26 protein-coding genes, 1 tRNA gene and 1 riboswitch are annotated in these 21,781 nt (G+C 40.3%); of the genes, 6 read left to right on the forward strand and 21 right to left on the reverse strand.

What is annotated here, in order from left to right:
* Positions 1 to 126 precede the first annotated feature (126 nt).
* Positions 127 to 1,260, reverse strand: a complete 1,134-nt coding sequence (gene tgt / locus IEE83_RS31220; RefSeq protein ID WP_194124619.1) for a tRNA guanosine(34) transglycosylase Tgt — start codon at positions 1,258 to 1,260, stop codon at positions 127 to 129.
* Between the two features lie 116 nt (positions 1,261 to 1,376).
* On the opposite strand from tgt, the gene IEE83_RS31225 reads away from it, so the two are divergent.
* From IEE83_RS31225 to IEE83_RS31250, 6 genes are all read left to right on the forward strand, one after another.
* Positions 1,377 to 2,507: a glycosyltransferase gene (locus IEE83_RS31225; RefSeq protein WP_194124620.1), complete on the forward strand. Its 1,131-nt coding sequence runs from the start codon at positions 1,377 to 1,379 to the stop codon at positions 2,505 to 2,507.
* The gene (gene rsmG / locus IEE83_RS31230) at positions 2,498 to 3,118 is read left to right on the forward strand and encodes a 16S rRNA (guanine(527)-N(7))-methyltransferase RsmG (RefSeq protein WP_194124621.1); all 621 of its coding nucleotides are present in this window, start codon (positions 2,498 to 2,500) and stop codon (positions 3,116 to 3,118) included. The genes IEE83_RS31225 and rsmG overlap by 10 nt, the downstream gene beginning before the upstream one ends.
* A gap of 40 nt (positions 3,119 to 3,158) precedes the next feature.
* Positions 3,159 to 3,440: a hypothetical protein gene (locus tag IEE83_RS31235; protein ID WP_194124622.1), complete on the forward strand. Its 282-nt coding sequence runs from the start codon at positions 3,159 to 3,161 to the stop codon at positions 3,438 to 3,440.
* 85 nt (positions 3,441 to 3,525) lie between these two features.
* Positions 3,526 to 3,599, forward strand: a tRNA-Asn gene (locus tag IEE83_RS31240).
* Between the two features lie 481 nt (positions 3,600 to 4,080).
* Positions 4,081 to 4,566, forward strand: a complete 486-nt coding sequence (locus IEE83_RS31245; RefSeq protein ID WP_194124623.1) for a Panacea domain-containing protein — start codon at positions 4,081 to 4,083, stop codon at positions 4,564 to 4,566.
* The gene (locus IEE83_RS31250; RefSeq protein WP_194124624.1) at positions 4,523 to 5,092 is read left to right on the forward strand and encodes a hypothetical protein; all 570 of its coding nucleotides are present in this window, start codon (positions 4,523 to 4,525) and stop codon (positions 5,090 to 5,092) included. Before IEE83_RS31245 ends, IEE83_RS31250 begins: the two co-directional genes overlap by 44 nt.
* Here IEE83_RS31250 and IEE83_RS31255 read toward each other — a convergent pair.
* The 20 genes from IEE83_RS31255 to IEE83_RS31350 all read right to left on the reverse strand — a co-directional run bounded on the left by IEE83_RS31255 (position 5,089) and on the right by IEE83_RS31350 (position 21,770).
* The gene (locus IEE83_RS31255) at positions 5,089 to 6,570 is read right to left on the reverse strand and encodes a cryptochrome/photolyase family protein (RefSeq protein WP_194124625.1); all 1,482 of its coding nucleotides are present in this window, start codon (positions 6,568 to 6,570) and stop codon (positions 5,089 to 5,091) included. The two genes, IEE83_RS31250 and IEE83_RS31255, sit on opposite strands and share 4 nt — an antisense overlap.
* Positions 6,557 to 6,706, reverse strand: coding sequence for a DUF2256 domain-containing protein (locus tag IEE83_RS31260; RefSeq protein ID WP_194124626.1), 150 nt, complete (start codon positions 6,704 to 6,706; stop codon positions 6,557 to 6,559). The genes IEE83_RS31255 and IEE83_RS31260 overlap by 14 nt, the downstream gene beginning before the upstream one ends.
* Positions 6,707 to 7,348 (reverse strand): flavin reductase family protein, encoded by a 642-nt coding sequence (locus tag IEE83_RS31265; RefSeq protein ID WP_194124627.1) that lies wholly within the window; start codon positions 7,346 to 7,348, stop codon positions 6,707 to 6,709.
* Positions 7,349 to 8,452, reverse strand: coding sequence for an FAD-binding domain-containing protein (locus IEE83_RS31270; protein ID WP_194124628.1), 1,104 nt, complete (start codon positions 8,450 to 8,452; stop codon positions 7,349 to 7,351).
* Positions 8,453 to 8,512: 60 nt separating this feature from the next.
* A complete protein-coding gene (locus tag IEE83_RS31275) occupies positions 8,513 to 8,953 on the reverse strand; it encodes a hypothetical protein (protein WP_194124629.1) in 441 nt (146 codons plus the stop codon).
* 77 nt (positions 8,954 to 9,030) lie between these two features.
* Positions 9,031 to 9,384, reverse strand: a complete 354-nt coding sequence (locus tag IEE83_RS31280; RefSeq protein WP_194124630.1) for a hypothetical protein — start codon at positions 9,382 to 9,384, stop codon at positions 9,031 to 9,033.
* A gap of 101 nt (positions 9,385 to 9,485) precedes the next feature.
* Positions 9,486 to 10,010, reverse strand: a complete 525-nt coding sequence (gene cobC, locus IEE83_RS31285; protein WP_194124631.1) for an alpha-ribazole phosphatase — start codon at positions 10,008 to 10,010, stop codon at positions 9,486 to 9,488.
* The gene (locus IEE83_RS31290; protein ID WP_194124632.1) at positions 9,995 to 10,786 is read right to left on the reverse strand and encodes an adenosylcobinamide-GDP ribazoletransferase; all 792 of its coding nucleotides are present in this window, start codon (positions 10,784 to 10,786) and stop codon (positions 9,995 to 9,997) included. Before IEE83_RS31290 ends, cobC begins: the two co-directional genes overlap by 16 nt.
* Before the next feature lie 31 nt (positions 10,787 to 10,817).
* Positions 10,818 to 11,711: a carbon-nitrogen hydrolase family protein gene (locus IEE83_RS31295; RefSeq protein ID WP_194124633.1), complete on the reverse strand. Its 894-nt coding sequence runs from the start codon at positions 11,709 to 11,711 to the stop codon at positions 10,818 to 10,820.
* 118 nt (positions 11,712 to 11,829) lie between these two features.
* Positions 11,830 to 12,420: a GNAT family N-acetyltransferase gene (locus IEE83_RS31300; RefSeq protein ID WP_194124634.1), complete on the reverse strand. Its 591-nt coding sequence runs from the start codon at positions 12,418 to 12,420 to the stop codon at positions 11,830 to 11,832.
* A 137-nt stretch (positions 12,421 to 12,557) separates the two neighbouring features.
* A complete protein-coding gene (locus IEE83_RS31305; protein WP_194124635.1) occupies positions 12,558 to 12,956 on the reverse strand; it encodes a nuclear transport factor 2 family protein in 399 nt (132 codons plus the stop codon).
* 48 nt (positions 12,957 to 13,004) lie between these two features.
* On the reverse strand, positions 13,005 to 13,406 hold the full coding sequence (locus IEE83_RS31310; RefSeq protein WP_194124636.1) for a hypothetical protein: 402 nt from the start codon (positions 13,404 to 13,406) through the stop codon (positions 13,005 to 13,007).
* 136 nt (positions 13,407 to 13,542) lie between these two features.
* On the reverse strand, positions 13,543 to 14,550 hold the full coding sequence (gene cobT / locus IEE83_RS31315) for a nicotinate-nucleotide--dimethylbenzimidazole phosphoribosyltransferase (protein WP_194124637.1): 1,008 nt from the start codon (positions 14,548 to 14,550) through the stop codon (positions 13,543 to 13,545).
* A gap of 116 nt (positions 14,551 to 14,666) precedes the next feature.
* The gene (cobU, locus tag IEE83_RS31320; protein WP_194124638.1) at positions 14,667 to 15,173 is read right to left on the reverse strand and encodes a bifunctional adenosylcobinamide kinase/adenosylcobinamide-phosphate guanylyltransferase; all 507 of its coding nucleotides are present in this window, start codon (positions 15,171 to 15,173) and stop codon (positions 14,667 to 14,669) included.
* Positions 15,170 to 15,754, reverse strand: coding sequence for a cob(I)yrinic acid a,c-diamide adenosyltransferase (locus IEE83_RS31325; protein ID WP_194124639.1), 585 nt, complete (start codon positions 15,752 to 15,754; stop codon positions 15,170 to 15,172). Before IEE83_RS31325 ends, cobU begins: the two co-directional genes overlap by 4 nt.
* A 23-nt stretch (positions 15,755 to 15,777) precedes the next feature.
* Positions 15,778 to 16,806, reverse strand: coding sequence for an ABC transporter ATP-binding protein (locus IEE83_RS31330; RefSeq protein WP_194124640.1), 1,029 nt, complete (start codon positions 16,804 to 16,806; stop codon positions 15,778 to 15,780).
* Complete coding sequence (locus IEE83_RS31335) at positions 16,803 to 17,867, reverse strand: FecCD family ABC transporter permease (protein ID WP_090337608.1); 1,065 nt, start codon at positions 17,865 to 17,867, stop codon at positions 16,803 to 16,805. The genes IEE83_RS31330 and IEE83_RS31335 overlap by 4 nt, the downstream gene beginning before the upstream one ends.
* Before the next feature lie 69 nt (positions 17,868 to 17,936).
* Positions 17,937 to 19,178, reverse strand: coding sequence for an ABC transporter substrate-binding protein (locus tag IEE83_RS31340; RefSeq protein ID WP_194124641.1), 1,242 nt, complete (start codon positions 19,176 to 19,178; stop codon positions 17,937 to 17,939).
* Positions 19,179 to 19,209: 31 nt separating this feature from the next.
* Positions 19,210 to 19,498: riboswitch (cobalamin riboswitch) on the reverse strand.
* Positions 19,499 to 19,833: 335 nt separating this feature from the next.
* Entirely contained in the window at positions 19,834 to 20,769 is a 936-nt protein-coding gene (cbiB, locus tag IEE83_RS31345; RefSeq protein ID WP_194124642.1) for an adenosylcobinamide-phosphate synthase CbiB, read from the reverse strand.
* Positions 20,754 to 21,770 carry a pyridoxal phosphate-dependent aminotransferase gene (locus IEE83_RS31350; RefSeq protein ID WP_194124643.1) on the reverse strand — a complete coding sequence of 339 codons (1,017 nt, stop codon included), beginning with the start codon at positions 21,768 to 21,770 and terminating at the stop codon, positions 20,754 to 20,756. The genes cbiB and IEE83_RS31350 overlap by 16 nt, the downstream gene beginning before the upstream one ends.
* Positions 21,771 to 21,781: the final 11 nt, after the last annotated feature.

A 21,781-nucleotide genomic window follows, 5' to 3' on the forward strand; every position in this document is an offset into this window, starting at 1 on the left:
AAAATGCCTAGTGGGCACAAAATTAGGTTAACAATGTCATTTTATCAACTCCTATTTATGAAATAGCGGAATTTAACTGTAATTAATGTAAAATCTTTCCGAAAGAAATGTTCTTTTTCCAATCTTTCAAAGGCGTTGCATTAATTTTTTTTCAATTCCAGCCTTCCAGGAGGTAAATGTTCCTTCTATTATTTTTTCTCTTGCGGTATTCACCAACCATAAATAAAAGGTTAGATTTTGAACACTGGCAATTTGAGCCCCCAACATTTCCTCTGATTTGACCAGGTGACGAAGGTACGCTTTAGAATATAATGTACTCACATAACCGCCCAGATTTTTGTCAAGAGGTGACAAGTCGTCTTTCCACTTTTCATTCTTGATATTGATTATACCTTCGCTAGTAAAAATCATGCCATTGCGGGCATTACGTGTAGGCATCACGCAATCGAACATATCTACGCCCAGCGCGATGCATTCAAGGATATTGGCAGGAGTGCCTACACCCATAAGGTATCTCGGTTTGTCTTTTGGTAAAATGTCGCAAACCACCTCGGTCAGTTCATACATTATTTCCGCAGGCTCGCCAACGGAAAGTCCGCCGATGGCATTCCCCTCACGTTCATACGAAGCTATAACTTCTGCGGATTGTTTTCTAAGGTCTTTATATACACTTCCTTGCACGATCGGGAAAAGTGTCTGGCTATGATTATATAAAGGTTGAGTTTCATCAAAGCGTGTGCAGCAGCGACCAAGCCAGCGGTGCGTCATCTCTATGGAATTACGCGCATAGGTGAAATCACAAGGGTAGGGCGTACATTCATCGAAGGCCATTATAATATCTGCGCCGATTGTACGTTGTATATCCATCACCCCTTCTGGTGTGAAAGTGTGTATCCCACCGTCAATGTGTGACTTAAATACCACACCCTGCTCGTTGATTTTTCTCCCCGTGCCCGCCAGTGAGTAAACCTGATAGCCGCCGCTGTCTGTTAGGATTGGTCTGTCCCATCCATTGAAGCCATGCAGCCCACCGGCCTTGTGAATAATGTCCAATCCCGGACGAAGGTATAAATGGTATGTATTTCCTAATATAATCTGGGCTTTAATATCCTCTTTCAACTCCCGCTGATGTACCGCTTTTACAGTTCCGGCTGTACCAACCGGCATGAAAATCGGCGTTTGAATTGTCCCGTGGTCTGTTTCCACTAGACCTGCACGTGCTTTTGAGTGCTGGTCCTGGGTTTGTAAGGTAAACTTCATTAATGGTAATATACAAGATGAGTCTGCAAAAATAGGTGGAAGGCATCTAACATTCCTGACAATGACCGTATATTTGTAAAATTACTTATGGAAAAAATTTACACACCCCCTGTATCGTGACGGATTCTCTACTTTATGTGCTCTGCGCATTTGTTCTGATTCAGCTGTTTTACTATCTTTTTATTTTCACGCGACTGGCCTTTTATGGGAAGAGCAGGAATTATGAAAGCCGCCCGCCAGGCGTTACAGTACTGGTGTGCGCCTGGAATGAAAGGGAAAACCTGATTGAATTATTGCCGCTTCTGGATGCCCAGGAATATCCTGAATTTGAAGTGATATTGCTCGACGACCGCTCTGATGACGGAAGTGAGGATTATATGCGCGAAAATATTCATAGCTGGAAACATATCCGATACATTCGAATCAATGATGAATTCTCGCATGTGACGCCCAAAAAATATGCGCTTACTGTGGGTATGAAGCAGGCGAAATATCCATTGGCATTAATGACAGATGCGGATTGTCGTCCAGATTCCCTGCACTGGATCACTTCCATGGCCTCGCAGATCACCGAGCAGCAGGATATTGTAATCGGATTTTCTCCGTATGAAAAATATCCGGGTTTATTGAACTGGTTTATTCGCTGCGAAACTTTTTATACCGCAGTCCAGTATCTTTCCTTCTCTTTGGCAGGATTGACTTACATGGGTGTGGGGCGCAATATTCTTTATAAAACAGAATTGTTTTTTGCGAATAAAGGCTTTTACCGCCACAGGCATATCATGGGTGGTGATGACGATATTTTCCTGAATGAAGTAGCAACCAGCAATAATACTGCAATTTCTATTGAGCCGGAATCTTTTGTGTATTCCAAACCAAAAACAAGCTGGTCGACATGGTTACGCCAGAAAAGACGCCATCTGGCAGTAAGCCAGTTTTACCGGAAGCGGAATAAAGTCATGTTAGGGATCCTTTCTTTTTCCCATATGGTAATATGGCTCCTGGGACTTGTTGCTTTGGGTTTTGGAATTTTTAACCATGATATATTTTATCTTCAGGAACTTGGCGTGATCATTGGAACACGCTGGATTATCCAATGGATACTTTTCTTTATCATCAACAGAAAACTGGACAGAACCGTCGAGTGGTTTAGTTTTCCTTTGATGGATTTTGCATTTTTTATTTATTATATCTTCTTCGGATTGTTTGTGATGACAAGAAGAAAACCCCGGACTTCATGGAATTAATATTAAAATACTTCCCGGACCTTACAGATGTTCAGCGTGAGAAATTCACTCAGCTGGAAGCATTGTATCAGGACTGGAATTCAAAAGTCAATGTAATTTCCCGACAGGATATTGATACTTTATATGAACGCCACGTTTTGCATTCTTTGGGAATTGCGAAGGTGATACAGTTCAAATCCGGAACATCAGTACTGGATGTAGGAACAGGCGGTGGATTTCCTGGTATTCCGCTTGCCATTATGTTTCCGGATACACAGTTTCATCTGGTGGACAGTATTGGAAAAAAAATAAGAGTTGTGCAGGAAATAGCTGCCGCGCTGGATTTAAAAAATGTAAAAGCGGAGCAGATCAGGGCTGAAAAACTGGAAGATACTTATGAGTTTGTGGTGAGCCGGGCTGTAACGCGTATGGCGCCATTTGTTGGCTGGGTACGAAAGAATATCAGTCGTAACTCATTTCATCCGCTCAGGAACGGTATTTTATATCTAAAAGGAGGCGACTTAACCGAAGAGCTTTCAGAACTGAATATTAAAACACGTTCTTATGATCTCTCTGATTATTTTAAAGAAGAATTTTTTGAAACAAAAAAGGTAGTATACGTACCTTTGTAAGCATTTTTGAGTCGCGTAAACTTATCTTAACCATAAAAATATGAATGAGCGTTTTAGTGCCAGCGGGCTAATGAATCCATTTTTTCCTGATGAAGTAACATTTGGAGATAAAGGCGTAACTTTTACTGTAAAGAAACTTTTCAGAAGCACGGATAACTTTGTTTTCTATTCTGACATTTCAGGTGTGGAAATCGAAAATAGTATGTTCTTTGCAACCATCCGGGTCATTCCACGGATGCGCCCGGAAATTATTATCAATAATTTTTCCAAGGGAGATGCTAAGAGAGTCAAGGAGTTAATCCTTCAACAGGTTCAAAGTTGAAAAATATTTTTATCTGACACTTGCGTCATATTTATTGAAAGCCTATATTTGCACCAGAATTCAGATAAACAATCGGATTTGAAATTCCTGAATAGCTCAGCCGGTTAGAGCATCTGACTGTTAATCAGAGGGTCGTTGGTTCGAGCCCAACTTCGGGAGCCCTGGTTCAGAAGCACTTAACGAGAAATCGTTAAGTGCTTTTTTCTTATGTAAAATGGTGGAATTTAGGTGCTGAAATATTGGGGACTTAGAAGGCATTTTATATGTTTAATTTGTTGCAATGGGCAAACGCTACACATTAATAACAAATTTTGAAGGACTCTTCCGACCCAGGCTAGTATACCTTGAACAATCCGACACGAATCTGGACAAACTAACTTTCTATTCCTTTCCGGGCCATATCAGTTTAAACTTTGGCCAAGCCAATAAACTGCTGATTTTCCGAAACCAATAGTATCTGAAAATATTCATTTATATTTTGTAATTAATTATTAATAAGCAAAATACGATTACAGCTTCTTCGTAAATTCTAGCACTTTTCCTTTTAATTATTCGTTAAGTTTAATAGATTGCAAAATAGTATTTTGTGTATTGCAAATGTTGAATTGGGTTATTTTAAGCCGTATTAAATTTAAATATTATGGTATCAGCAGAGGTTATAGCAAAAGAATTTGTTAATAAAGGAATTGAGGAAGGAGATCCGGTTACACAAATGAAATTGCAGAAAATGGTCTTTTTTGCTCAGGGATTGCATTTAGCCCTGCATCAGGAAATTTTATGTAATGAGCCTTTTTACGCCTGGAAATTTGGTCCGGTAGTTCCTTCAATATATCAGCTTTACAAAAAATGGGGAAGCAGCCCTATTGTTGAAAAAGCGGCAACTCCGGAGTCGGCTAATACTAATAACGCTGATTTATTAACATCAAGTGAAAGAGAAACATTAGATTATACCTGGGAAATTACAAAAAACCTGGATGGAATAACGCTTTCAAACTGGTCACATGCCGCCAATTCACCTTGGGCTCAGGCATATGCAAAAGGAGAAAATACAATTATTTCCAACTCAATTATTAAGGAATATTTTGAGCAAAATCTCATCAGACAATCCGCCGGTACCGAGTCCTGAGCAAATTGTTGCGCATGGAATCCAAATGGTTCAGGGTGTGGCGGGTAATGATACCTTTTTCAACGAGCCCAATTCTGTAACTACTGAAACTTTGCTTCAGGAGATTCGTAATCTTCAGGAAGTCCGGCATCTTGATAAGGAAAAAGACGTAGCATTGCAAATTCAGATCGCACGTCTGGAAGGTGTTATTCAGGATATTAGTGAGCGAAAGAAATATGCAGCACGTATATTTCAGTTAGTCGCTACCTTTCTTTTCGTTGTCGTATTTATTGTTTGGCTACACGGAATTGGTAATTTTTACTTGCTGAATCCTTTTGAGGGAGGATTTTTAAAAGGTCCGGATCACTTTGAATTTTCCTTTCATCTTTCTGATACCGTCATCATAACATTGCTCACTACCACAACTGCCAATGTTGTAGCGTTTTTTATTTTGGTTACTAAATATCTGTTTCCAAATTCATCATTCGCGGGTAATCATCAATTTCCAGATTCCAATTCAATACTTGAAAAACAGGCACCAAATTAATCCAGAGATTTTAAAAACTTATGTGCCGTATTCAGTAATCCTTTTCGTTTTTCACTTTCCATTTTATCAAAACTGCCAATCAGCATTCCCAGTCGTGGATTTGTTGTGAAAAAGCTGCGATGCACATGCATGAAACGCCAGAAAAGCGCGTCCCAGATTTCCTGCCAGGGACCTTTTTCGTAATTGCTCATTTTCATGATGTAATTGCTGCCGGCAATGTAAGGTTTGGTCGATAGCATCCCGCCATCGGCAAACTGACTCATGGCGTAAACATTCGGTACCATTACCCAATCATAAGCGTCGATAAACAATTCCATGAACCATTGATAAACGTCATCCGGATCAAATTCACAAAGCAGCATGAAATTGCCCAAAACCATCAATCGTTCGATGTGATGGCAATAACCGCGCTCTAAAACTTTCTTTATTGTTTGGTCTACGGGCTCAATTCCGGTAGTTCCATCATAGAAAGATTTCGGTATTTTCCGGGTGAAATTCCAATAATTTTTCGTCCGGGCGACAGAGCCTTTTATCTCATAATATCCACGCATAAATTCCCGCCAGCCGATCAGCTGTCGTATAAAACCTTCAGTTGTATTTAATGGAATTTCGTTTTCTTCTGAATATTCAAGTGCGGTTTTAATAATCATGTCAGGCGTGATCAACCCGACATTCAGCATTGGCGTAAGCATGCTGTGGTGCAAAATACTTTCTTCCTTGACAATCGCATCTTCATACGGCCCGAATTCCTTGAAACGATTATCCAGAAACTGTTTGAGCCAGGATTTGGTTGTTTTGAAGTCCTGCGGATAAAACGGATACTTGGTCAAATGCCCGAGATTATCTTTAAAATTTTCCTGAACATAGGTTTTAGCTTCTTCGTAAAACGTTGTAGTTTCAGGATAAGTGATGTGCGGCGGCTCTTTTTTGCGTGGATATTTTTTACGATTATCCACATCATAACTCCACATACCTCCAATCGGCTCGTTGTTTTTATCAACTAAAATTTGTCTTTTTTTTCGTTCCTGAATGTAAAATTCAGTCTGGAAAAACTTCTTCTTTTTGTCATGAAAAAAGACGCCAAGTTCTTCTTTACTATTCAAAAATAGAGGACTTCTGTATTGAATTAATTCTATGTTTGCTTTGGCAGCAGCCGAGGTTAATCGCTGTTCAAGCCAGTTGTCCGTTGGGTCAATATAATGCAGCTTTTTAATATTTTTTGAAGCCAGTTCAACGACCAATTTTCGTGTATCTGAAAGCGGATCAATTGATTCAATATAATGAATTTTCACATTTTTTGATTCCAGATAAGCAGCATAACATTTCATCGTCGCCCGGTGAAAAGCAATCTTCTGTTTGTGAAATTTAAATTGTTTGAAATACAGCTTTTCCTCCACCAGATAAACCGGAAAGCCGTTTTCTGCGATCGGATTTTCTTCAAAAAGTTGATGTGGAAAAATGATATTAACTGATTTCATGTACTTTATTTTTATTTCCTCGGCATTTATCACTGCAATATTTTACCTCGTCCCAAACTTTTTCCCACTTTTTCCGCCAGGAAAAAGGCCTGCCGCAAACGACACATATTTTTTTCGGCAAATGTTCTTTTTTCATTTAAACATCTTTTGGAAAGTCTGGTAATGCATTGGGACGGGCATAAGGAAAATGTGCAATCTTTTCCAGTTTGTAATAAGTGTTCAACCCGGAAATTCCTACATCATTCGGCTGACTCAGATCAATTTGTCCCTGATCATCCATCGAAGCATCCGGAATAATCAGGTGCTCCACTTCTCCAATAATTAATACCGTTCCATTAAGTTCGATCGGAATCGTCTGTACAATTTTCATTCCCAGCTTCAACATACTTTCTTTTACAAACGGAGCTTTGTGATCAGCAATAAATTCCTCGGTTAAAGCGCATTTGTCAAACTCGGATTCTTCACGAGTAAACTTCGCCGACGTGTAATGTGCCTGCTCGATGAAAGATTCATGAATGTGGTTAATGGTATAAGATCCATTCTCCTTAATGTTATCAAAAGTATGCTGGCCTGCTTCACGGTCCGGTCTTAAAATAAATCCTATAAGCGCCGGATTACTTCCTAAATGAATGACAGAGCTGAAAATTGCCAGATTTGTTTTTCCATCATTTGAGATTGTACCAATCAAGTTCGCAGGTTTAATACCGGTAATCGAATTGATGATATTTAAACGTTTGATTCGTTCGGTATTTTGAATGTCTTCTTTTGTAAGGTGCATTTATTGAGCGTTATATAGGATAGAAAGTTCTTTTTTACATTGTTTCCAAAACTTGAAAAACGAGGAATAATAGCCTTTGACAGAAAACATCCAGTCGCGACTTTCCACAGTTCCTGTGTAATGAATATTTGTAGGATGTTCTTTGAAATAAATATTCTCTGGCTGGTATTCTTTCATTAACTCTTCAAACTCACCAGTGTAAATCTGTAAGTTTTCAATGTTTTGTCCGAGTGCTAAAATGAAATCGATGGATTTTTCTGAAACCGGATACTTTTGGAAATGTGAAGGTTCAAGTAGTAAAATCCGGTTTGCATCCATATCATTTTTCCAAAGCGGATCCAGATTATAGAAATTGTAAAGCAGCGTCGGTTTTTGAGAATCTATTTTTAAGGATTTTTTTTCGGGCAGAGAAGTCAACAAAGTCGGAGTGGTCAATTCCTGCAAGATTTCCGGGATACTGGAAAGTGGCAATTCCTCATATCCGACATCCAGAAAGGTATCTTTTTGATCGGAATAGAAAAACTTGTTAATATTCTCCTGATTTGCAAAATACTTATTATTGCTGTTTGCTCCTGCTACCCATTGCCAGCTTAACGCATTACTCGCCCAATCCGCATCGAGCAAATGATAATACAGCCATTTTGCCGGAATTTTCCAGTGACTTTTGGCGACGTTACAAGTGATACTTGCGATATACAAGCGTAGATGATTATGCAGATATCCGGTTTCATAAAAGTCCAAAATTGCTTTATCGATAACTTCAATCCCGGTTTTAGCTTCAATTATGGCTTTTGGAATTTGATGATTTTCGACATTGGTTTGAGACGATTTAAAATCATCATCGATAAGATTTCCTTTTTCAATCCAGATTTGCTGCCAGTAGTCCCGCCACGCCAATTCCTGAATCAGACGTTCAATTTCCCAATAATTAAAACCACGATTTAATAAACTTGTAAAAACGTATTTTGTTGAAATAACGCCACGGGAAATGTATGGAGATAAACGGGTAACTGACCCGTCCTTGTAGTTACGTGTATTGCCATAAGTTGTAGGATGGATGTTTTCAACCTGATGAAGTATTTTTTCAAAATCTGTTTCAAACATCCGCTTTCTTGATTTAATTAAAATGAATATTATGATGAAAGCAGGAAGGTTGAAATGAAATTATTTTGGAATAATCACATTTGGATCTCCCAACGTTATTTTAACATGACAGCAATCATGCCCGATTAAAAAAGTTTTTTTAACAATTTCACGGCCTTCCCGTAACCCGGTAAATTCAATTTGTTTCGCACATCTTCCGGTAAGCGACATTAACTTATCCTCCCAGATCGGATATCGTCCTGATTTTCTGCGTAAAGAATCGAGCCCAACATCTTGAAGATTAATTTTCTCTCCCGTTTCCAGGATCGTTGAATAATATTCATCAAGCACGATTGGGTCTTTGTATTGATCTTTTAAATCAATTATTAAAGAAACATATTGTTCTGTACAGACTTCATCCCCATAACAGGTACAGGGATCTTTCATATCTCCAACGCTATACTCTTTTTTACAAGTACTGAAAAGCAAAATGGTAACGAAAAACAGAAGGATTCTTTTCATGGCTTATCAATTTTAACGTTGAGGATAAACCAAAAATAACAGAAATTCCAGAAGAAAGAAGCAATAATATGCCGGATTTACAGAACCACATGCCGATTGTAAATTTTATACTCCGGGCAACCGTCATACTTCACCGAAAGATCGATATCAACCCAATCTCTGTTGAGCGAATTGATGTAGGCTCCATAATAATCCGGGAACAAATTGGTGAGAATGATCACGGAATCAGGCTCCATATTCAACTCCTCATGACCAAGTTCGTTGACAAAATAATAACCGGTACACAGTCCCTTCGAGGTTTCAAATTCTATTTTGACATGACTTCCAACTACCTCATGCTGCACAACTTCTACTGCTATTTCCTCTCTCAAATCCTCCGCGGTCCCCAGCGTTTCCTCCTGATCGCCTAAAATCTCAATATTAGTATCCATGTTCGTCGTTTAAGGTAAATGTCGAGTTCGATACCTATCTTAAAAAGTTGTACCCCGGCGCTGAAAATGAAGAATGGTAGTGATTAATTAATATTCGAAAGTCAGGCGATATCGAGAGCTACAACTTCTCCATAGGCCACCTTAATGTCAAAAGCTTTTGCAAGTTCAATGTTTCGTAAATGCGCAAGAATTAGCCTGATCACACCGCCATGCGTTACAATAACTGCCTTTTTATGACCAGATTGAATTAATCCTGACCAGAATTCCAGAACACGGATGGACATTTGCTGCATACTTTCACCGCCTGGAACGACAACATTTACAAAATCATCCATCCAGATTTTTAAATCAGCTTCATTGACAGTATCCCAGGTTGCGCCTTCCCAGTCGCCAAAATCTAGTTCGGTCAGGCGGTTATCTACATGAAAAACGGGATTTATTTTTTGTGCCAATAAGGTACAACGTGTGGAAGGACTGGAATAAATGATATCCGTATTTTGGGGAAGTTTTGTTTTGATAATTTCAAATTCAGCTGGAAAAGTATCTTCCAAAGCAACATCCAGCCGACCATAAATAAGCCCGGGCGATAGGGATGGAGTAGTATGCCGGACTAAATAAATTTCCATAAAATAGCAGTGAAGATATAAAAACCGATTTCGCAAACCTGTTGCGTAGCACCCAGACAATCGCCGGTATAGCCGCCAATCCATTTTGTGAAATAACGGGCAAGCATTATTTTGATCAGATAAAGAAAGGTAACTACCATTAAAAGTACCGGCTGATTCAAAAGAAAATATAGAAGAAGCAGCGGTATGATTGCAAAAATGCCGGCGATGAAAAGTGTGCTTTTACTTCCAACTTCTGCTACCGGTTTTGATTTACTGTCGTTTGTAAAACGTACATAAGAGTGGGTAAAAATCATCGTCACAGCCATAAAGCGACTTAAAGCGTGTGCACTTATTAAAGTCAACAACACCAAAGCCGGTTGATTTTGGATGAATGGAATTAACGCTTTGAGCAGAGAAAATTTGATTCCCAACAAAAGAATAAGTCCTACGACGGCATAGGTGCCAACACGACTGTCTTTCATGATTTCCAGAATTTTTTCTTTTGTCCAGCCACCGCCAAAACCGTCGCAGGCGTCAGCAAATCCATCTTCATGAAAGGCTCCGGTTAACAAAATAGAAGAAATCATGGAAAGAATAATTCCGGTTGAAAGATCAATCAGATAGGTGCCGAGAAGTAAAAAAACGCCAGAAAGAAATCCCACAATCCAGCCGATCAGCGGAAGGTATCGGGTTGCCTTATTCATGTCGTCCGGATTATAACCAACCCAGGCAGGAGCGGGGAGACGAGTATAAAATTGGAGTGCGGTAAAGAAAAGCCGTAATTCCTGCTTCATAGGTTTGGGTTTGTTGCCAGTTATGAGCAGGCTATATCGATTTTTTAATAATATTTATTTTTTCACTTTTAAAACCAATATGCAGATGCTGATGATCCATGAAATTGAATACCTGGCCGGTATCACGAACGGTTTTAATTTTTGAAAAAACGAGCTCCTGAATAAGCCAGCCTACTTTTTGTGGTTCCAAAGTTGAAATTATTCCTTCTTCCGGCATTTCCTTATCCGGTGTTGAGTAAAAGGCGGCAAAACCATAATTTATATCCACAGCCGGCGACCAAAGTGCGTTTCCAACGGTTTGAGAAACAACAGTGTAAGCCTGATTTTCCATCGCCCGGGCTCGTGCTCCAATGTGTACACGTGTAGCACCACGAATGGTTTCAGTACAACTTGGAGCTAAAATCAATGAAGCACCCATTGAACTCAGCAATTGTGACCCGAGTGAAAATTCAACATCATAGCAAATCTGAATACCAAAAGTGCCCCAGGACGCTTCGAAAAGGGTGAGATTTTTTATACCGCTTTGGATTCCCCATTCTTCATTTTCAAAACGGGTCATGAAGAATTTATCCTGGTAACCGACTAATCCTTTGGAAGAAAAAACAAAAACGCGGTTTACATTTCTTTCATTTTCAATCACCGGAATGCTCGGCGCGACAATAATGACGTTATATTTTCTAGCTAACTCAGAAAAAACATTGCAAAATTTATCTTTTAAAAAATCAAGTTCAATTACTTGCCGGCGTATGTCATTTCTGATATCACGGGAAAAAATACTAACCAATTCCATTGCGCCATATTCAGGAAAAAGTAAAAGTCCGGCGTTTTGATTTACAGCATCAACAACCCAAAGTTCAACATGTTTACGCCAATCTGCGAAGGTTGCGTGTTCAGTAATTGGATAATTGGCGGAAGCGATGACCATGTTGAGATAATATTTTGGTTATTTAAGGATTTCGGTGCGCTGCACCTTTTGCCTTTTCATTGATGCCTTATTTCTACAAATATTGCGGTGCTCTGCACCCTTTCTTACTCCAAAAAAGTTACTCGCTCTCCTTCATCCAAAATATCATCGTTTTCGGTGTTGATTCCGTTTCGCCAATATCCGGCCATTCCATTGTAGCTTTTAATTCAGGCACCTTATGATATTTTCGTTTGATCCAAAATGCATCGTTCGGGCGATAATCTGATGGTTGAGCCGGGTGGTTTATTCTTTCAACCGAGCAAAAGCAGGTTGTTTTATAAGTACCAAAACTGGCTGCATGTTTTTCGCGCTCATCAAAAAAACGATGCCCTAAGCCTAGTCCACGGTATTCAGAAAGCAAGATACTTTCACCAAAATAAAAGATACTGTCGATGTCTAATCCGGCATCTTTAAAAGGCGCCTGAACTTCCGCTGTTTCATCAGACAAAGGAATGCAAGTGGTAGCGCCAACCATTTTGTCGCCATCATAAACAGCAAACAAAAATGCCCGTTCCGAATTTGCATACGTCTTCAGATATTCCTTCTCATAATCCAGCGAACCTTCATACAGATAAGGAAAATCCCGAAAAACAGCAATCCGTAATTTTGCCAGATCATCAAAAACAGATTCTATGGCGTGGCCTTGTTTTGTTAGAAAGGAAAGAGACATGGGATTGGGGCTTTCGGCTGTCAGCTATCGGCTATCAGTTCTTCGCCCGTTTTAAATTTTAGATTTACTTGAAAATGGTAGTGCCTAAAAATAATTACTATCCAAAGTCTGACAGCTGATTGCCGAAAGCCGACGGCCTAAGAAACCAGCTTAATCCAAAGTTCAAGATTGTAATAAGTCGTCACCCGGCTGATTTTTTGGTCTGTAACTTCCAAAAATGCAGCAGCTGGCAGAACATATTTTTGTCCGTGTGCCTCCGGGAAACCTTCGTCACCTTTTTTATAAATTCCATTTACGACAAATTCAACAGAAACTCTTTTGTCGGTTGGCTCGGTAAAAAACACCATGTCCGTCAGCGTTTCTTCATACGAATCGTCCATCATTTTCATGAACTCCGTAAACATTTCGATTCCTACTCTTACTTCTCCCTGGTTAGGTTCATGACGAACTTCCGGGTGAAGAAGAGCGAGCATCCCTTCAAAGTTTTTTTCGTTGAATGCGTTATAATATTGCTTTACGATGTCTAATGCGGCCATTTTAGAAAGAAATTTAGTCAAAACGTATTTACAAAGATAGTTTTCGTCTTAGTGATTAAAAGGATTTCTGGTCAAAGAAACCTGTCCGTTCGCATCTTTTTCATATTGGGCAATACAATTCTTCTGAAACTGAGCATCGAAATTTGGCTCTTCCAAAACAAGCGAAGCAGGTGCCGGTTTTCCTTCCTGAAAAAAGAAGACCTTGGTATTTCCGTATTTGGTATAAGGCATTAGATCACCATATTTCTGCATTTCTTCCCAAGGTTCGCCTTGCACTGTGACGGCATAAATACGTAAAATAGGCCCGGTATTATTTGGATTCCGATATAACGCAACTTCCTTGAAATTTCCTTTTAGATCATTTACAGTCGGTTGAGAACTCGAATCATAAATGATATAACCGACTAAAAGGGCAATAACTGCCGCAATGATATATTTAACTTTCTTCATAATTTTTTTAGGTTACACAGAGAACCACGGAGATAAGGGGAGGGACACAGAGTTTTTGTTTGTTGTAGATAAAAACTCTGGGTATCTCTTCATTCCTCTGTGGCTCTCTGTGTAACCTCAGAAATTAGAAACAAATTCATTTATCAGAAACGCCAGCACTTTCGAAACTGGCCATTTCGTTTAAAAATGCTACTGCACTTTTGAGCAACGGATAAGCTACCGCACAGCCCGTCCCTTCACCCAGACGCATATCCAGATTCAGCAAAGGTTTGACATTCAGACTTTCAAGCAAAAGCTGATGGCCTTTTTCTTCTGACTGATGGCAAAAAATGGCGAAATCTTTTATTGCAGGATTTAATTTTAAGGCGCATAAAAATGCCGACGAAGCAATAAAGCCGTCAACCATCAAAATCATTTTTTTCTCAGCCGCTGCCAGGAAAGCGCCGCACATCATTGCAATTTCAAAACCACCGAAAGTTTGTAAAATCTGCAAGGGATTTATTAAAACTTCTGTATGATTTGAAATTGCTTTTTGAAGAATTGTAATCTTGTTTTGATATTGATCCGGATTAACTCCGGTTCCTTTTCCTACGCAATCTTCAATCGGAATATCAAGTAATTTGCTCACGATCACGGCAGCAGAGGACGTATTGCCAATACCCATTTCCCCAAAACCGATCACATTACAGCCTGTTTTTGTAATGTTTTTCACAATCTCTTTTCCTTTCTCAATCGCCCGCTGACATTCTGTTTCTGTCATGGCAGATTCCGATAGAAAACTTTTGGTACTGTGATTAATTTTTGCGTCAATAAGTTTTTCATTAGGCTCGAAATCATAGTCAACTCCTGCGTCAACCAAAGCTAATTCAATGCCATTTTGTTTGGTAAAAACATTAATCGCAGCACCGCCGTTGAGGAAGTTTAAAACCATTTGAAAAGTAACTTCGGAAGGGTAGGCACTCACGCCTTCATTGGCTATTCCATGACTTGCAGCAAAAACGACTATATGTGGTTTTACTAAATCTGGTGTCAAAGTTTCCTGAATTAAAGCAATCTGCAAAGCCACTTCTTCCAATTTCCCAAGGGCACCTAGAGGTTTTGTCTTATTATTTATCTTATGCTGTATCTGTTCTGGTAAAGTCATAGTTCTATTATAAAGGTTGCACAGAGAACCACGGAGATAAGGGGAGGGACACAGAGAAAAGATATTAAAACAAAACTCTGTGTATCTCTCCTTAACTCAGTGGTCCTCTGTGTAACCTACCTTTTTAAATTTAGCGGTAAGCCGGATACCATGAAGATGGCCTCATCAGCTATTTTAGCCACATATTGATTTGCCCAGCCCTGCAAATCCGTAAACTTTCTTCCAATCTCCGTTTCCGCATGAACGCCCATGCCTATCTCGTTTGAGATGATGATGAAAGTGCCGGAAAGCTGCGCGATTGCATCGATTTCTTCTTTAAATACAGCGAGCGATTGTTCGATATCGTTATCAAAAGCGACAAACAAATTCGTCAGCCAGAGCGTCACACAATCAATAACGACAACCTGATTTTCGATAGGAAGTTTGTGAATATTTGTTTCCGATTCATAGGTGGTCCATTCAGGTCCTCGTTCGTTTTTATGCAATTGAACACGTTCGGCAAAATTGTCGTCCCAGATATGTGCCGTCGCGACATATACCGGAGATTTGCTGAGCTGCAAAGCTTTTTCCTGTGCAAAACGGCTTTTTCCACTGCGTGCCCCTCCGGTGATGTAGATTATCATTTTTCTTCAGGTGCTTTAAAACGTTTGTATAAAAACAACTGCCATTTCTCCTCTGCAACGCCGGCTTTGTCCATTTCAGCTCTTGCCAACGTGAAAAATAAATCAGATAAACGGTTGATGTAGGCTGGGATCGCTTCGTGAACAGTATCTGTTTTGATCAAAGAAACCAATCGTCGTTCGCCTCTGCGCATTTGTGTACGTGCCATATGGCATAAGGCCGAAACTTCATTTCCACCCGGAAGTAAAAAGTAATCCGAAGGTGAAGTCATTTCCGATTCCAGCGTATCAATCCAGGTTTCACAAAACTCGGCACCATCTTCGGGCATCGGATTTTTATTCTCTTTTTTGGCATCAGAAGGGCGGGCTAAATGCGACATCATATCCATCAGATCTTTCTGAATTTTATGAAGATTTGGCTGCCAGGCGTGTTCATTTCCCAGTTTTACACGAAGCAACCCGATCGTTGAATTCGCCTCATCCAAAGTCCCGATACATTCAATCCGGACATCATCCTTTGAAACACGACTTCCGCCGAATAGCCCTGTTGTGCCTTTATCGCCTTTTTTAGTATATATTTTCATTGATGAGAAATCATTTTTTTAATTTATTTTATCTTTTTGATATGTTGTAAATCAGCGAGCAATTCGCTGATGTTCAGATATTTTTTAGTGATTAATCCGTCACTAAATATCCAGACAGGATTTTCTTCACCTTCCATAACTTCAATTTTGTGCAGCAAATCAGGATCGTCACTTACTACAAAATCTTCCCGTTGAAGCGCGCGTTTTGTCCAGAAAACAAGATTGCTTTTTCCGCGTAAATAAATAGGAGTGGATGAGGCTTCCTTGTGAATTGTAAATGTGCCGGTATTCCGGTCGAAGTGGAAGCCGTTTTTGATAAAAGCCGCTTCAAAACTTCCGTTCAAAACCAGATCTTCCGGTACGCCAGAAACGAGTTTTCCATCCGGATGCATGAGCCAAAGCTTGTCCGCAGCTTGAAGCGCCAAATCCAATTCGTGTGTGGAAAGTAAAATTGCCTTATTGGTTTGACGGGCGAGATTATGCAGCAATCGCATCATTTCCACACGGTTCGGCAGGTCAAGATGGGCGGTTGGCTCGTCCAGTAAAATCAGTTTGGTATCCTGCGCTAATGCTCTGGCCAGCATTACTTTTTGCCGCTCGCCATCACTCAATTCGTTCATTCGTCGCTCGCCATAACGTTTTGTATCCGTAGCGTCCATCGACCAATCGATTTTTTTCTTATCAATTTCAGAAAGTGTGCCCAGCCAACCGGTGTAAGGCGTTCTCCCCAGCGCTACCAATTCTCTGACTGTCAAATTTCCTGCCTCAATCCGCTCAGTTAAAACCAGACTTAATTTTTGCGCAAGGTCAACAGGTTTCAGATTTACCAAAGATTCATTATCAATTATAATTTCTCCGGAAAGTGCGGGCTGCAAGCCTGAAAGTGTTCGCATAAGCGTTGACTTTCCCGCGCCATTTGGACCTAATAAACAAACCAGTTGCCCCGGCCATAAGTCCAGATTCAGAGCTTCTGAAACGATTCTGGGCTCTCGTTTTCCGGTTTTATAACCGATGGTCAGGTTCCGGGCAGATAGTAGCGGCGTATCGTTCATGAGAAAGAAGAACGTAAATTGTTGCGACTGACAATAACCCAGATCACAACCGGCGCGCCTAATAATGAGGTGACCACATTAATCGGCAGAACGGTCTGCGTTCCCGGCATCTGAGAAATAATATCACAAATGAGCATCAAAACAGTACCTACCAGACAACAGCAAGGAATTAAAATACGGTGATCGGAAGTGCCTAAAAGTGATCGGGTGATATGTGGAATCGCGATACCAACAAAACCAATCGGGCCGCAAAAAGCGGTGATACTTCCCGTAAGTAAACTGGTACTGGCCATGATAATGAAGCGGGTTTTTCCAACCGTCAAACCCATACTTCTTGCATAATTTTCTCCCAATAACATGGCATTTAGTGCCTTTGAAGAAGAAAAAGCGATGAGTAAACCAACGATCACGACGCCGGAGAGTACGTATAAATGATATTGAACAATGCCGCCAAGTGAGCCGAAAGTCCATAGAATATATTCCTGCAACTCTTCCGGCTGACTGAAATATTGCCAGATACTGATCACGGAAACCGTTATCGTCCCGACCATCACGCCGACAATCAATAAAATAACATTATCCTTAATTCTTCCGGCGATCAATAAAACCATGGACAAAACCAAAGCGGCGCCAAGCGATGCCATCACAACAATCAGCCAGCTCCCGGAAACACCCAATTGCCGGATTGCATAAATACTTGCGGTACTTCCGCTCGTAAGCATTACGGCTGCAACGCCTAACCCGGCTCCGGCCGTGATACCCAGTTCGGACGGGCCAGCTAATGGATTGCGAAATAAAGTCTGCATTTGAAGTCCGCTGACGGATAATCCGCAGCCCACAATGATGGCCGTAATCGCTTTTGGTAAGCGTATTTTTTCAATAATAAATAACCATGCGGTAGTGTCCGATTCTCCCAAAAACACAATTCTCACCACTTCACCAAACGGAATGCTTACCGACCCCAGCATGATATCCAGCAGAAAAAAAAGCACAGCCAAAACCGACAGAACAATAATGATCAGCCGACGGGAATTGGAATAAGATTGAGAAGAAATTTGCATAACTAGTATTTTAATCGGCCCAGAGTTCGAGTGGCAAGAGCCGGAAGCTGACCGCCGATTGCCGACCGCCTAATTCACCTGCTTATAATAAACCAGCTCATGCTCCGGTAATAATTCCGGATGCAGGATTTTGATCAGATCCGACAAAACAATCTGCGGATTCACAGCACCCGATTCCCAATAATCATTCGAACCGCGGTTGTTCACACGTTTATTATAGCTGTAAATCTGTCCGGATTTATAAGCTTTGAAATCGGTATAACGAGGATCTTTCGCAAGAATTTCTTTTTTGTTATCGTAGTTGCTGATCCCGACATTCAGCCAATAATCAGCTGTCAGAGCGATCGGGTAAACGGCTTCAAAATTTAACGCCAGACTTCCCGTTGCTTTGGTATTATTCCAATGATAATCTGCGCCGGCATCCCGGAAAAACTGCGCCATATAACTATTTCCATTCGGGACAAACCATGAATCTTTGGAATTCATACCGGTAATGATGCTCGGTTTTACTTTCACTTTTTGAGATAATGCCGCAAGACGTTTGTATTCCTCTTCCATTTTGGCAAATTTCTTGTTGACAAAATCTTCACGATTTAGCAGCGCTGCCAAAAGTTTAACCCACTCCGCACGGCCCAATGGTGTAGTTTCAACCCATTCAGAATTAATCAAAACAGGAATTCCGGCAGCGTTCAAAGTTGTATACCGCTCCATTTTTGAAACCGGACTGCCCGTGGTCATGATCAAATCCGGGTGCATGGTAATCAATTTTTCCTCATTCAACCCCTGATCTTTTCCAACTTCGGCAATTTTGCCCGCCTCAATTTGTTTGATAATTTCCGGGTTGGAAACATATTTCAAATTGCCCAGTCCGGTTACAATTTTTTCTTCTCCCAAAAGTCCAACCAACCCTACGTGCATGGACGACATCGCGACCAGACTACGAATTGGAATTTCAATAAACTGGCTGTTTGAATATCCTTTCGGCTTTTTTGTGCCGCGTTGAAGCAAAACATATTTGGCCGTATCGGTGCTTTTTTCAAACGGACTTAAAACATTGATCACCTTAAAATTATCGTGGTATTCGATCGTGAAGCCCTTGGCATGATGAATCTGGATTTTTTCAGAAAAATAGTCTTTCCCCGAAGAAGCCGTTTCTGCACTTTCAGTGAGATTTGAAGAAGTACCGCAGCCTGCTAAAAATAGCAGTGGGATAAATAATAAAGCCGCAAACTTCGCAGCTGCAATAAAAGTGGAAATGCACGCAAAGTCATTGCGAACTTCCCAAAAGGAGGTCTTCTGTTTTTTTGTCATTTGTGCTACCAGCCTTTCTTCCGAAAGCTATGCGTATTAAGTGAATAAGGCAGGTCTTCTGACTCGTTCCATTTCCCCTGACGCCTTCCCGGGGTGTAATTTTGAATGATAGAATGTGTGAATTAGAGAATGTGTTGCAATTGGCCATCATTCACTGATTCTATCATTCAAAATTCAATCATTGTCCCCAGTGGCAATTGTCATGAATGTTTTTATGAACTTACAGCAGCGGAGACTGTTCCGGACTTGCACCGGTATTCCCTTTTAAAGTAACCGGATTTTCGCAAATCCGGGATACTACCCTGATGAATGCAAAACTACTAAGATTTATGTGGGGTTTTTGATTTGTTGTAATAAATCTGATGTGTGTATTTTCTATTGATGAAATAAGCTAGGTATAAGAGAAGGCAAGAATAGATGTCACCTTTAAAACTTGACTTCTCTGGAGAGTTAAGAATAAAATCCCAATTATTTATTTCAAATCGGTTTCACGTGTATTTGGATACTGTACCATCGGTACATTTCGTTGGTAGCAAAGATGTAACTCGTGCCACAAAGCGTTCCCGATAGGAACGCCTCGTAATTAACCTTAAATGTTTTCTACCTACAAGATCTGCCGATGGCAAATAAGCATTGTCGTTAAATTGGGATCTTATCAAAGGAAATGATAAAAAAACAAACTGATAATCAAGACGGTTACAAAACAAACCTTATGATTAATCCATGCTGCTTTCCGAATTTCCCCCGACTCGATAATCCGTTCCTTCTCCCCGATGAAAGGTTTGTCAACCCACTTTCCATGATATACATTTGGCCCGCCGAAACGACAATTAAGAATTCCGGCCAGTGCAGATTCCGGATAGCCTGAATTTGGACTTTTATGTTGGTTTCCGTATTTGAAGACGAATTGCAGACCGCGATAATTTCCTGTTACAATCACCATAAGCAATGCCGTAATTCGTGCCGGGATGAAATTCGCAACGTCGTCCAGTCGGGCAGCGAATTTTCCGAATTGCTCGTACTTATCGCTGCGGTAACCGATCATGGAATCCAAAGTATTGATCATTTTGTAAACCATCATGGCCGGAACGCCTCCGATTGCGTAGAAAAATAATGGCGCAATAACACCGTCGCTAAGATTTTCCGACATGGTTTCAAAAACCGCTATCCGGATTTGCTGGGCAGTTAACTGCGAAGTATCCCGGCCAACGATGCGCGACAGTTGCTTTCTTCCTGCTTCCAATCCCTCTTTTTCCAAAACTAAAAACACATTTTGACCTTCGGTGATTAAAGCATTATTTGCTAATCCATACCAAACCCAAACGCTGTTGACGGCGATGAAAAGCCACATATTTATGTTTAGAAGTCTCTTATTTAGAAAATAAAAAAAGAAAAATGTGAGCAGACAAAGACTTGTTGCTAACAACATTCCTTTCAAAAATCGAGATGAATTTTTATTTAAAAGTTTGTCGCCAGATGCAATAGCATTTCCAAATACACGAACCGGATGCGGCCAGTTGTCAGGATCGCCGATAATTAAATCCAGAATGTAACCGACAATCAACGGAGCTATGATCAATAATTTCTCCATTCTTCGAGGGCTTCAATGAATAGATTATTTTTTTCAGGCGACAGGGTAGCGATCCGAAAATGTTGTTTTGTTAAATCTCTGAAATTACTCGCATCACGAATTAAAAGTCCATATTTTTCGATCAGGAATTGTTTGAGTTCCGCTGCGTTGCCTTTCAGTGTTTCTGCCAGGAAAAAATGTGTAGCACTTTCATGAATTTTCAATATCGGATTTTGGCTGAGTTTTTCTGTAAATCTTTCTTTTTCGGCTAGTAAACCATTTAAGGGGATTTGAATTTGCTGGTAGTTTTCAAAAATAAATTTCCCGGCTTGCAGCGCCATCGTATTTACTGTCCACGGTTGTTTGATACCTTTCAATTTCGAAATTAAATCCTCCGAAGCGACAACATAACCCAATCGTAACCCTGGAATCGCATAAGCTTTGGTAAGCGAATGCATGATCAACAGGTTTGGATAATGGTTAATTAAAGATATCGAAGAATTGATTTGCACTGTGAAATCGATAAAAGCTTCATCAACGACGAAAAGCGTTTCAGGATTTTGCTGAACCCAACTTTCGAGTTGAGAAAATGATTTTCCCGTAGGGTTATTGGGATTACAAATGAAAACCAGATCGGTTAACAATGTAGGAAATTCCTGGATTTTAGACCAGGGCAAAAAGGTCAGATCGTGTTGATATAATTTGCATGCGTCTTTATATTCAGCAAAAGCGGGCGTGACAATGGTTGTTCTTTTTCCCGCAAAAGCCTGCGCGATCAGATAAATGCTTTCTGTCGTTCCGCTGTTAATTAAAATTTGTTCGGGATTTAAATGATGATGAAACGCAACCAATTCACTCAAACTTTCAGCCATCACTTCCGGATAACGGTTTATCGCCGACCATTGCTCAAAAATATATTCTTTCAAACCCGACGGTTCACCTCCGTACCAGACATTGGTACTGAAATCTGCGATGATTTTTTGGGCATAACGGTACGAGTCGTCGCCGTGGCCTTGTAACATAGATTTTCTAT

The organism is Dyadobacter subterraneus, from assembly GCF_015221875.1.
In the GTDB taxonomy this organism is placed as follows: Bacteria; Bacteroidota; Bacteroidia; order Cytophagales; family Spirosomataceae; genus Dyadobacter; species Dyadobacter subterraneus.